This is a genomic window from Streptomyces sp. NBC_01261 (assembly GCF_036226385.1).
Classification (GTDB): Bacteria; Actinomycetota; Actinomycetes; order Streptomycetales; family Streptomycetaceae; genus Streptomyces.
Genome location: NZ_CP108463.1, coordinates 1648160 through 1659878, shown reverse-complemented (window position 1 = coordinate 1659878; position 11719 = coordinate 1648160). Strand labels below are relative to the sequence as shown.

Genomic DNA, 11719 nt, shown 5'->3' with positions numbered 1-11719 from the left:
GACGAAGAGGCTTACCGGCCGTTCTGCTCGGCCTGCTCCTGCTGCTCGGCGACGGACTTGCGGACCTCGTCCATGTCGAGCTTGCGGGCCTGGCCGATGACGTCCGTCAGGGCGGCCTCCGGCAGGGCGCCGGGCTGGGCGAACACGGCGACGCGGTCACGGACGATCATCAGCGTGGGGATCGACTGGATGCCGAAGGCCTGCGCCAGCTCGGGCTGGGCCTCGGTGTCGATCTTGCCGAAGACGAGGTCCGGGTTCTCGTCGGCCGCCTTCTCGTAGACCGGGGCGAACTGACGGCACGGCCCGCACCAGGACGCCCAGAAGTCGATCAGGACGAAGTCGTTGTCCTGGACCGTCTGGTCGAAGTTCTCCTTGGTGAGCTCCACGGTGGTGGTCATGACGTGATTCCCTCTTCCTCGATGTGGGGGCGAAGCCGTCCCGGACAACGCGGCCGTCCGGTCCCGTATTCCGCGCCCCTACCCGTGTGGCCTCAGCGCACACCACCCAGCAGACTGGCCCCATGACGGAAACGGAATCCATCGCGTACGACGTCGTGGTGCTCGGGGCCGGGCCCGTGGGGGAGAACGTCGCCGACCGCACCCGTGCGGCCGGTCTCTCCACCGCGATCGTGGAGAGCGAACTGGTCGGCGGCGAGTGCTCGTACTGGGCGTGCATGCCCAGCAAGGCCCTGCTGCGCCCGGTCATCGCCCGCGCCGACGCCCGCCGCGTGCCCGGCCTGGGCCACCTCGTCCAAGGACACCTCGACACCGCCGCGGTGCTCGCCCACCGCGACTACGAGGCCTCGGGCTGGAAGGACGACGGCCAGGTCCAGTGGCTCGACGGCATCGCCGCCGACCTCTACCGCGGCCAGGGCCGCCTCGACGGCCCCCGCAAGGTGACGGTGACGGGCCCCGACGGCGTACGGCACGTCCTCACGGCCCGGCACGCCGTCGCGGTCTGCACCGGCACCCGCGCCCTCCTCCCCGACCTGCCCGCACTCGCCGACGTCAAGCCCTGGACCAGCCGCGAGGCCACCAGCGCCAAGGCCGCGCCCGGCCGGCTGATCGTGGTCGGCGGCGGGGTCGTCGCCGTGGAGATGGCCACCGCCTGGCAGGCGCTCGGCTCCCGGGTCACCCTCCTCGTCCGCGGCAAGGGCCTGCTGCCCCGCATGGAGCCCTTCGCCGGCGAACTGGTCGCCGACGCGCTCACCGAGGCCGGCGTCGACCTGCGCACGGGCACGTCCGTCACCTCGGTGACGCGTGAGAACGGCACCGTCGTCGCCGTCACCGACAGCGGTGACCGCGTCGAGGCCGACGAGATCCTCTTCGCCACCGGACGCGCCCCGCAGACCGACGACATCGGCCTCGACACGATCGGACTGGAACCGGGCTCCTGGCTGACGGTGGACGACACCCTGCGCGTCCCGGACAGCGACTGGCTGTACGCGGTCGGCGACGTCAACCACCGCGCCCTCCTCACCCACCAGGGCAAGTACCAGGCACGCATCGCGGGCGCCGCGATCGCCGCCCGCGCCGAAGGCGTCCCGCTCCTTGAGACCGACCCGTGGGGCGCCCACTCGGCCACCGCCGACCACGACGCCGTACCCCAGGTCGTCTTCACCGACCCGGAGGCCGCGTCCGTCGGCCTCTCCCTCGCCGAGGCCGAACAGGCCGGCCACCACGTCCGCGCGGTCGACGTCGAGTTCTCCTCGGTCGCCGGAGCCGGCCTCTACGCCGACGGCTACCGAGGCCGCGCCCGCATGATCGTCGACCTCGACGACGAGATCCTGCGCGGCGTGACGTTCGTGGGCCCCGGCGTGGGCGAACTGATCCACTCGGCGACGATCGCGGTAGCAGGCCAGGTCCCGATCAACCGCCTGTGGCACGCGGTCCCGTCCTACCCGACGATCAGCGAGGTGTGGCTGCGATTGCTGGAGGCGTACCGCGGCTGAACACACCTGACACCCATGGGTAGTTGAGCCGATTCCCTACGGCAGCTCGAAGCCGAGCGCAGCCGACGCCGCATCCGGTGTCGGCTGCGCCCAGCGCTCCGCCATCGCCTCGTTCGACGACAGCGAGCGCAGCTCGGCCCGGTCCAGGTACAGCAGGCCGTCGAGGTGGTCCGTCTCGTGCTGGACGATCCGCGCGGGCCACCCGGTGAACACCTCGTCCACCGCCCGCCCGTGCTCGTCCTGCCCGGTCAGCCGCACCGAGGCGTGCCGCGCGACCACGGCCTGCCAGCCCGGCACGCTCAGGCACCCCTCGAAGAACGCGGCCCGGCCGTCACCCACGGGCTCGTACGACGGATTGACCAGCACCCGGAACGGCTGCGGCACCCGCCCGCGCGCCACCCGCACCTCGTCCGGCACCGGCGCCGGATCCTCGATCACCGCGATCCGCAGCCCCACCCCGACCTGCGGCGCCGCGACACCCACGCCCGGTGCCTCGTGCATGGTCACGCGCAACGCCTCGACGAACCGGGCCAGCAGCGCGGGCTCCAACTGCCCGTCGAACGGCTCGATTCCGCGCCTGAGCACCGGGTCACCGGCCGAGACGATGGGCAACGGGCCGTCGACGGCGAGGAGTTCCTCGACCAGCTCGGCCAGGGGTACGCGATCACTGGGAAGTGCCATCGCGCCAGGATGCCATGACCCCCGGCGCCATCTGGTGTGACCCACGCCATACACATCCACGGGAACTCGCGGCCTTCACGCCCCGACTACTGGACCACTACGGCCACGACACATCACCCGCTCGATTCCGCGCCCCCGTCCCCTCCTCCTCGCCCCCGGAGAAACCTGCCCATGTCCACCGCTCCCTCGACCACCACGGCCGAGGCCCCGCAGGAGCCCACCCCGGCACCGTCCCCCAGCCGCTGGGCCCCGCTGCGCCCCCTGGTCCTGCGTCTGCACTTCTACGCCGGAGTGCTCGTCGCCCCGTTCCTGCTCGTCGCCGCCGCCACCGGCTTCCTGTACGCCGGTGCCTTCCAGGCCGAACGGATCGTGTACGCCCACGAGTTGACCGTCCCGGTCGGCGACCGCGAACTGCCCATCTCGCAGCAGGTGACCGCCGCCCGCAAGGCACACCCCGAAGGCACGGTCTCGGCGGTACGACCCTCCCCGGAGGCGGGCGCCACCACCCGCGTGATGCTCTCCGGCGTCAAGGGCATAGCCGCCGACCACACCCTCGCGGTGTTCGTCGACCCGTACACCGGAAAGGTCCGCGGCGCGCTCGAGCAGTACGGCTCGACCGGCGCGCTCCCGCTGCGCACCTGGATCGACGAACTCCACCGCGATCTCCAACTCGGCGAAACCGGCCGCCTGTACAGCGAGTTCGCCGCGAGCTGGCTGTGGGTCATCGCGGGCGGCGGCCTGGTGCTGTGGTTCTCCCGACGCCGGGCCCTGCGCAAGGTGCGCGGCACGAGCGGCCGTCGCCGCACCCTCGGCCTGCACGGCACGGTGGGTGTCTGGACCGCCGTGGGTTTCATCTTCCTCTCGGCGACCGGACTGACCTGGTCGACCTACGCGGGCGCCAACATCGACCAACTCCGCACCTCCCTGGGCCAGTCCACGCCCTCGGTGTCGGCCGCGGCGAGCGGCGAGCACGCGGGCCACGGCGGCTCCACCGCGACCGGCGACGCCCAACACGGCGTAGGACTCGACAAGATCCTCGCCGCCGCGCGCGCCGAAGGCCTCGGCAACCCCGTCGAGATCGTCCCGCCCGCCGACGCCAAGTCCGCGTACGTCGTCCGGCAGGTCCAACGCAGCTGGCCCGAGAAACAGGACGCCGTCGCCGTCGACCCCGCCACCGGCAAGGTCACCGACGAACTCCGGTTCGCGGACTACCCGTTGCTCGCCAAACTGACCCGCTGGGGCATCGACCTGCACACCGGCGTCCTCTTCGGTCTCGTCAACCAGATAGCCCTGATGCTGCTCGCGGGCTCGCTGATCCTGCTGATCGTGTGGGGCTACCGCATGTGGTGGCAGCGCGGCCGGGGTTCGTCCTTCGGCCGTCCGATACCGCGCGGCGCCTGGGCCCAGATGTCCCCGCCGCTCCTCGTCCCGTGCCTGGCGGTGATCGCCGTACTCGGGTATTTCGTCCCGCTGCTGGGGATTCCGCTGGCCGCGTTCATCGCCGTGGACGTCGTGCTGGGCGAGGTCGCGCACCGGCGAGGGCAGCGGACGTACGCGAAGTAGCGAGGCACAGAAGGGGCCCGGTTCCGCTCCGGAACCGGGCCCCATCCGTGCTTGGACCGCCGCGTCTCAGACCTGCTCGAAGTCACCCGCGAGCGCCGAGGCGATCCGCAGGTGCGAGCCGGCCTCCTCGTGCCGCCCCTGGCGCTCCAGCGTGCGCCCCAGCATCAGCCGCGCGTAGTGCTCCACCGGGTCACGCTCCACGAGGACGCGCAACTCGGCCTCGGCGCGCCGCAGTTGGGCCGAGTGGTAGTAGGAGCGCGCCAGCAGCAGGCGCGGCCCGGTCTGCTCGGGCACCTCCTCGACCAGCCCGCCCAACACCCGCGCCGCCGCGGCGTAGTCCTTGGCGTCGAAGAACATCTGCGCGCGCTCCCAGCGCTCCGCCGGTGTTCCGTGGTCGTAGTACGTCATGTCCACTTGACCTCCTTCGACATGCCACAACGGCCGGTGTTGGTTGAATATTCCACTACCTTCCGGTGTCGGCCAGCTCCGCGTTCGCCCGCTCGGCGACCAGGGTCAGCACGCGGCCGGCGGTCAGGAGGTCCTCCTCGGGGATGCCGCCCCAGATCCGGGCGCTCGCCGCGCTCGTCTCCCGCACGATCCGTTCGTACAGAGCGCGGCCGGCGTCCGTGATCCGCACCTCGGACGCGTCGGCCGCGACGAGTCCGGCCGCGATCAGTTCGTCGATGGTGTTGTCCACGGAGTCCTCGTCGGTCTTCAGGGCCGCGACGATGTCCGCGGTGAGCCGTCCGCGGTCGACCGGCCCGGCGGCGAGGGCGAGCGGCCGCAGGACGATCTGCTGCTGGAAGTCGAGGTCGTGGCGGGTGAGGACGCGCTCCAGAACGGCGCGGGCGGCGTAGTGGGCCAGGCCGAGCGCGCGGGCGTCCGCGGGGGTCGTGGTGGTGGTCATGTCTGCTCCTTCTCGTGCTCACTCGCAGGGACAGGTGCAAGGGGTGTGTCGAGCAGGGTCGTCAGGTCCCGGCTGAACTCCCGGGCCCGGGCGCTGTCGAGACCGCCGAGCGGCTCCAGCAACTGCTCCAGAAGTCCCTGGACGACCTTGATCGCCCGCCCGGTCACCTCGCGGCCCTGTTCGGTGAGGGCCAGCTGGACCGCGCGGGGGTCGCGGGGGTCCCGGGTGCGCTCGACGAGGCCGGCGGATTCCAGGGCGCGGGCCAGCTTCGAGACGTAGAGGGCTTCGAGCCCGGTGTGGTCGGCGAGGTGACGCTGGCTGGGGCGCAGCCCGGAGCGCCGCATGCCGTACAGCGACGCCACCAGGGAGTACTGCGCATGGGTCAGTCCCAGGGGTGCCACCGCGCGGTCGACCGCCACGCGCCACTTCATCGACAGTCGCCAGACCAGGAAACCGGGCGTCGCGCCCTCGGATGCCGTACTCATGGCCGATACGGTACATAGCTATTATGTCCATGGCTACTATTTTTCGGAGGGAGGGCGGCAGGAGAGGCGGGGGAGGGGCCCGTGAAGGGGCTGACGGGCCGGGCCGGTGAGGAGCCCGCGGACTGACGGAACGGCCTCGGCGGGACTAGGTTGTCGCCATGAGCAATCTTGATCGCGAAGCGGTTCCGGCCCTGTGCGGCGGCCGCGGTTTCGTGGTGGCGGAGCCCGTCCGTGAACTCCTCAGCCCGCGCCGGGTGCAGCTCGGCGAGTCCACCGAAGTCCGCCGACTGCTGCCCAACCTGGGCCGCCGTATGGTCGGCGCGTGGTGCTTCGTAGATCACTACGGTCCTGACGACATCGCCGACGAGGCCGGGATGCAGGTGCCCCCGCACCCCCACATGGGCCTGCAGACGGTGAGCTGGCTGCACGAGGGCGAGGTGCTGCACCGCGACTCGACCGGCAGCGTCGCGACGATCCGCCCGCGCGAACTGGGCCTCATGACCTCCGGCCGCGCGATCAGCCATGCCGAGCAGAGCCCCAAGACGCACGCCCGCTTCCTGCACGGCGCGCAGCTCTGGGTCGCCCTCCCCGACAGCGACCGCCACGTCGAGCCGCACTTCGAGCACCACGCCGAACTGCCGGTCGTCACGGCGCCGGGCCTGCGCGCCACCATCGTCCTCGGCGACGTCGACGGCGCGGCCTCGCCCGGCACGACCTACACCCCGATCGTCGGCGCGGACCTGGCTCTCGCGGCCGGCGCGGACGTACGCCTGCCGCTGGAACCGGACTTCGAGTACGCCGTCCTCGCCATGTCCGGCGAGGCCCACGTCGACGGCGTCCCGGTCCTCCCGGGTTCCATGCTCTACCTCGGCTGCGGCCGCACCGAACTCCCGCTGCGCGCCGCGTCGGACGCGGGCCTGATGCTGCTGGGGGGCGAGCCGTTCGACGAGGAACTGATCATGTTCTGGAACTGGATCGGCCGCACCCAGGAGGAGATCCAGCAGGCTCGTGAGGACTGGATGACAGGGTCTCGGTTCGGCGAGGTGAAGGGGTACGACGGGGCGCCGCTGCCGGCTCCTGAACTGCCTCCGGTGGGGTTGAAGCCGCGGGGGAGGGTGCGCTGACCCCGATCCGATACGCCGGGACGGGCTCGTGAGCGCGGTGACCGGTGTGGAGGGGGTTGGGGGTTCGGGCGGCGGCGGTCGGGCGGACGTGGCGGGATCCGAGGCGCTGTGGGCTGGCAGACTTCGTTCTGTGAAATCCGTGGTGAAGCGAACGACGAGCGACTTGCGGCGGCACAACCGGTCCATCCTCCTCTCCGCCCTGTACGTGCAGGGACCCACCAGCCGCAACACGCTGACCCGTGTCTCCGGCCTCAGTTCCGCGACGGTGAGCAACGTCGTCTCCCAACTCCTCGCCGAGGGCCTGATCGCGGAGGGCGGTTCGGAGGACTCCGACGGGGGCAGGCCGCGCTCGGTGCTGGAGATCCGCCCGGACTACGGCTCCGTGATCGGGGTGGACATCGGTGAGACGCACGTCCGGATCGGGCTGTTCGACTGGACCCTGTCGGTGATCGCTTCCGAGGTCTACCCGATCGCCGACACCCGGCTCGACGCCGAATCGGTGGCCGCGCTGGTCCTCCAGGGCATCTCCGACGTGACCCGCGCCGCGGGCGTCGACCCCGCGGACCTGCTCGGCGTCGGCGTCGGTGTGCCCGGCGCGGTCCAGCCCGACCCGCGGATTCCCGGGCGCATGCTGGTGCACGCGCCGACACTCGGCTGGTCCGGTGTGGCACTCGGCGAGATGCTCGCGCCCGGGGTCGCCGCACCGCTCATGCTGGACAACTGCGCGCGGACCCTGGGCCAGGCGGAGATGTGGCGCGGCGTGGGACAGGGCGCCGACCGAGTGGTCACCGCGCTCATCGGCGTCGGGGTGGGAGCGGCCCTCGGGTCGGGCACGGAGGGAGGCACCACGGGCCTGGCCCCGGCCACCATCGAGTGGGGCCATACGGTGATCTACGCCGGAGGGCTGCCCTGTCGCTGCGGTTCGCGGGGCTGCCTGGAGGCGTACGTCGGAGCCGACGCCATCCTCCACCGGTACCAGGCCACCCTGGGCAGCCAGCCGTTCCGCGCCTCCGGGACCGAGGGTCGGCTCGCGGAGCTGACGGCGCGGGCGGCCACCGATCCGGTCGCGATGGAGACCCTGGAGAAGATCGGGGAGTACATCGGCATCGGGATCGGCAACCTGATCAACCTGCTCCACCCGGACCTCGTGGTGCTCTCCGGATGGGCGGGCTCGGTGATGGGCGGGGTGGTTCTGCCCACCGTGCGGGAGACGGCCGAGCGGCACGCCCTGTCGTATCTGCGGGGGCGTACCCGGATCGAGGTCGGGCGGCTGGGCCAGGAGGCGGTGGCGATGGGAGCGGCCACCCTGCCGGTGGCGCACCTGCTGTCCACGGGCGGCCGACGTCCGGAGATCGAGTCCGGGTCCGGGTCCGCTGTGGGGTCCGGGTCGGGGTCCGGCGCCGGGGCCTGGGTGTAGACCCGCCCGTAAATCTGCTGTGCGGTGGTGTGGTGGGACTGTTGACGTCGATGACGTTCGCCTCTTAGTTTAAGTCAAAGCCAAAGTCTCCCTGACCTCCGTGGAGTCTTCATGACGTCTCAGTTCCCCGTGGCACAGCTCTACATCGACGGAACGTTTCGCCCGGCCTCATCAGGGCGGACCGCCGACGTCGTGGAGAAGGCCACGGGTGCCGTGATCGGTACGTACGCCCTCGGCGGGGCCGTGGATGTCGGGCGGGCGGTGGCCGCGGCCCGCGCCGCCCAACCGGGCTGGGCGGCGCTCGGCGCTCCCGAGCGCGCGGCGGGGCTGCGGCGGATGGCCGAGTTCTTCCAGGCACACCATGCCGAGCTGGTCGAGCAGAGCATGCGCGAGACCGGCGGGGTGCGGGCCAAGGCCGAGGACGAGGTGTCCACCGGCATCCGCCAGCTGCGGATCTCCATGATCCAGGCGAGCGAGAACGCCGGCGACCTGCTGCCGCCGTACAAGGCGGGCAAGCTCTCGATGTCCCGGGCGGTACCGCTCGGTGTGATCGGTGTGATCACACCCTGGAACTACCCGGTCAACCTGGCCATGCGCGCGGTGGCACCGGCGCTGGCCTTCGGCAACACCGTCGTGCTCAAGCCCGCCGAGCTCACCCCGATCATCGGCGGCCAGGTACTCGCCGAGGCGGCCCGGGACGCCGGACTGCCGCCGGGCGTGTTCAACGTGGTGACCGGCGACGGCCCCGACGCGGGGCACGCGCTCGCCGAGCACACCGGCCTGAACCTGCTGGACTTCACCGGCTCCCGTGAGGTCGGCCTCGCCATCGCGGCCTCCGCGGCCGCCACGCTGCGGCCGGTCCGGCTCGAACTCGGGGGCAGCAACGCCTTCGTGGTCCTCGACGACGCCGACATCGACCTCGCCGCCTCGTGCGCGATGGTCGCCTCCCTGGAGTTCCAGGGACAGACCTGCATCAGCGCCAGCCGCCACATCGTCACCCGCGCGGTGGCGGACCGGTACCTCGACGCCCTCACCCGCCGCGCCGCCGCCCTGCGCGTCGGCGACCCGATGAGCGGTACGGCGGAACTGGGCCCCCTGATCAGCACCCGCCAGCGCGACCGGGTGCACGCCCTCGTGACGGCATCGGTGGAGATGGGCGCGGAGGTGCTCACCGGCGGCACGTTCGACGGACTGTTCTACCGGCCCACCGTGCTGGCCAAGGTGACGCCCGACATGCCCGCCTTCACCGAGGAGATCTTCGGCCCGGTCCTCCCGGTCACTGTGGTGGACGACCAGGAGGAGGCGGTGACCGTGACCAACGGGCTCCCCATGCTGATGAACTCGGTGTTCTCCGCCGACCTCGTACGGGGCCTGTCGGTGGCCGAGCGGCTCGACGCCGGCGAGGTGCACGTCAACGACGCCCACGCGCGGCACGGCGCGGACGACCAGATGGCGGGCTTCACGAAACGGCAGTGGATCGGTCTCCAACGCACACCGCTCACCCTGCCGTCGTGGACCGCCGACCCCGCGACCCGTTGATGGCCGCGGCGCGAACGGCGCTGGTGGTCCGCGGCGGCTGGGAGGGCCACTCCCCACGGGAGTGCACCGACCTGTTCCTGCCCGCGCTGGCCGACGCCGGGTTCGCGGTCACGGTGCGGGAGGACCTGGACGTCTACGCGGACGCGGACCTGATGGCGCGGACCGATCTCGTCGTGCAGTGCTGGACCGAGGGCCGGCTGACCGCGGAACAGAGCGCCGGGCTCGTGGCGGCCGTCGACGCGGGCACCGGCTTCGCCGGCTGGCACGGCGGCGTGGTGGCGACGTTCTACGACAGTCCCGCGTACCTGCGCATGGTCGGCGGCCTGTTCCTGCACCATCCGGAGGAGTTCCTGGAGTACCGGGTCCGGATCGAGCCGGAACACCGGGAGCACCCGGTCGTCGCCGGGCTGCCCGACATGACGGTGGTCACCGAGCAGTACTGGATGCTGACCGACGCGTTCAGCACGGTCCTCGCGTCCACCACCGTCGTTCCGGGCGCCGCCGGGCAGGGTGAGCGGTCGGTCGACATGCCGGTCGTATGGACCAGACAGTGGGGGCGGGGTCGCGTCTTCTTCTCCGCCCTGGGACACCACCCGGACGACCTGCGCGAGCCCACCGTAAGGGCGCTCACCACACGCGGACTGCTCTGGGCGGCCCGGTGAACCAGCCGACGGGGGACGAGCGGCCGGGTGTGGTGACGATCACGGGCGGCCCCTGCCGGACCGGCCGCTCGTCCCCTGCGACGAGGCACGCCGCGAGATCGAGCCGGGGCCGCCGCCGAGGGGCAACCTGCCTTGAGGCTGGAGGAACCGAGTCCGGTATTCCGCCGCGCCGCGCCCGCGTGCCGCGCTCGCGAGGACCGGGCATCCCGCTGACCGGCTGAGGCTGTCCACGGGGGACGCCGACGACGTATCGGCCCGGGCGCTGCGCCCAGGTGCCGCGCCCGCGTGCCGTGCTGGCCAGGACCGGGCATCCCGCTGACCGGCTGAGGTTGTCCAGGGGGGCGCCGACGACGCACTGGCCCGGGCACCGCGCCCGCGTGCCGTGCTGCGCGGGGGCGCCCGGTCACGAGCATCTGGACGGGGCCGCCTTCGAGCAGGACACGGCACGGTCGGCTCGGGGCCCAGGCCGACGAGATCCCGGTCGCGGAGTACACGCCGCCGATAACCCCGCCGGTCACCACGGACGTGCCGACAGCGCCCCGCGAGTCCCGACGGCGCCGCGCCGATCCGGGGCTGATCCGCCGGTGCTCCACCGTTGTCCGGCCATCGGCAACTATCGCCCTACGGCCGCCCTGGCCGCCCTGGCCGCCCTGGCCGCCCTGGCCGACGCGGCCGACGCGGCCGACGCGTCGAGGATGGGGCGCCGGCTGCTGGAACCACCGCGGCCGTTCGCCCCGGAGACGTTGCTCGACGATCCGATCGTTCGTCACCGCCGACGAGGCGGCGGCGCCCGGCCGGTCTCCCAAAGCTGTCCGCCGTAAGCGGTCCGGTCCCGCCGTACGCCTCATACGCGTTCCGTACGCTCCGTCGGCCGAGGCGACGTGTGGGATGGCGGACGCGCGCCTGTCGACCTTGCCGCCGGACGGCGCCACGCCACGCGCCACGCCACGCGACGAGCTCGCGAACCCAGACGCCCGCACAGCACGGGCTCGCTCCGCAGAGCGCACGCGGCCGGCGCCGCCGCCCTCGAGGAGGTCCCGCCGGGGCTCCCGTCCCCGCGCCCCGCCACGCACGGTGCATCGGCCGAGGCGACGTGTGGGATGGCGGATGCCCGCCTGTCGACCTTGCCGCCGGACGGCGCCACGCCACGCGCCACGCCACGCGACGAGCTCGCGAACCCAGACGCCCGCACAGCACGGGCTCGCTCCGCAGAGCGCACGCGGCCGGCGCCGCCGCCCTGGAGGAGGTCCCGCCGGGGCTCCCGTCCCCGCGCCCCGCCACGCACGGTGCAGAGGCCAGGCGACCCTGCCGTGCGAGCCGGCCCCTGCCTCCACCACCACCCCGCGGACTTCCTCCCACAAAGAAATCGACACGTCGTAAATCGGTACGT

Annotated in this window: 12 protein-coding genes; 7 read left to right on the top strand and 5 right to left on the bottom strand. The window is 72.4% G+C overall.

The genetic code is table 11. From position 1 onward, the window contains the following. Window positions 1–11 precede the first annotated feature (11 nt). Window positions 12–398: a thioredoxin gene (gene trxA, locus OG226_RS07335; protein ID WP_328675907.1), complete on the bottom strand. Its 387-nt coding sequence runs from the start codon at window positions 396–398 to the stop codon at window positions 12–14. A gap of 122 nt (window positions 399–520) precedes the next feature. Here trxA and OG226_RS07330 point away from each other — a divergent pair, with 122 nt between their 5' ends. After that, window positions 521–1951 (top strand): dihydrolipoyl dehydrogenase family protein, encoded by a 1431-nt coding sequence (locus tag OG226_RS07330; protein WP_328675906.1) that lies wholly within the window; start codon window positions 521–523, stop codon window positions 1949–1951. Window positions 1952–1987: 36 nt separating this feature from the next. Here the strand turns inward: OG226_RS07330 and OG226_RS07325 are convergent, their stop codons facing one another. Then, on the bottom strand, window positions 1988–2632 hold the full coding sequence (locus OG226_RS07325) for a peptide deformylase (protein WP_329348335.1): 645 nt from the start codon (window positions 2630–2632) through the stop codon (window positions 1988–1990). A gap of 171 nt (window positions 2633–2803) precedes the next feature. Here OG226_RS07325 and OG226_RS07320 point away from each other — a divergent pair, with 171 nt between their 5' ends. Beyond that, window positions 2804–4195 carry a PepSY-associated TM helix domain-containing protein gene (locus tag OG226_RS07320; RefSeq protein ID WP_329348334.1) on the top strand — a complete coding sequence of 464 codons (1392 nt, stop codon included), beginning with the start codon at window positions 2804–2806 and terminating at the stop codon, window positions 4193–4195. 66 nt (window positions 4196–4261) lie between these two features. Here the strand turns inward: OG226_RS07320 and OG226_RS07315 are convergent, their stop codons facing one another. The 3 genes from OG226_RS07315 to OG226_RS07305 are packed head-to-tail and all read right to left on the bottom strand — an operon-like array spanning window position 4262 to window position 5587. Next, on the bottom strand, window positions 4262–4609 hold the full coding sequence (locus OG226_RS07315) for a tetratricopeptide repeat protein (RefSeq protein WP_033278983.1): 348 nt from the start codon (window positions 4607–4609) through the stop codon (window positions 4262–4264). 49 nt (window positions 4610–4658) lie between these two features. Next, on the bottom strand, window positions 4659–5102 hold the full coding sequence (locus tag OG226_RS07310) for a MarR family winged helix-turn-helix transcriptional regulator (RefSeq protein ID WP_329348333.1): 444 nt from the start codon (window positions 5100–5102) through the stop codon (window positions 4659–4661). Then, window positions 5099–5587, bottom strand: a complete 489-nt coding sequence (locus tag OG226_RS07305) for a MarR family winged helix-turn-helix transcriptional regulator (protein WP_328675902.1) — start codon at window positions 5585–5587, stop codon at window positions 5099–5101. Before OG226_RS07305 ends, OG226_RS07310 begins: the two co-directional genes overlap by 4 nt. Window positions 5588–5745: 158 nt before the next feature. Here OG226_RS07305 and OG226_RS07300 point away from each other — a divergent pair, with 158 nt between their 5' ends. The 5 genes from OG226_RS07300 to OG226_RS07280 all read left to right on the top strand — a co-directional run bounded on the left by OG226_RS07300 (window position 5746) and on the right by OG226_RS07280 (window position 11150). Further along, on the top strand, window positions 5746–6711 hold the full coding sequence (locus OG226_RS07300) for a pirin family protein (protein ID WP_328675901.1): 966 nt from the start codon (window positions 5746–5748) through the stop codon (window positions 6709–6711). Window positions 6712–6850: 139 nt separating this feature from the next. Next, window positions 6851–8128, top strand: a complete 1278-nt coding sequence (locus OG226_RS07295) for an ROK family protein (protein ID WP_329348332.1) — start codon at window positions 6851–6853, stop codon at window positions 8126–8128. A gap of 111 nt (window positions 8129–8239) precedes the next feature. Further along, window positions 8240–9667 carry an aldehyde dehydrogenase family protein gene (locus OG226_RS07290; RefSeq protein ID WP_329348331.1) on the top strand — a complete coding sequence of 476 codons (1428 nt, stop codon included), beginning with the start codon at window positions 8240–8242 and terminating at the stop codon, window positions 9665–9667. After that, window positions 9640–10329 (top strand): ThuA domain-containing protein, encoded by a 690-nt coding sequence (locus OG226_RS07285; protein ID WP_329348330.1) that lies wholly within the window; start codon window positions 9640–9642, stop codon window positions 10327–10329. Before OG226_RS07290 ends, OG226_RS07285 begins: the two co-directional genes overlap by 28 nt. 584 nt (window positions 10330–10913) lie before the next feature. Then, a complete protein-coding gene (locus OG226_RS07280; protein WP_329348329.1) occupies window positions 10914–11150 on the top strand; it encodes a hypothetical protein in 237 nt (78 codons plus the stop codon). The last annotated feature ends 569 nt before the right edge of the window (window positions 11151–11719 follow it).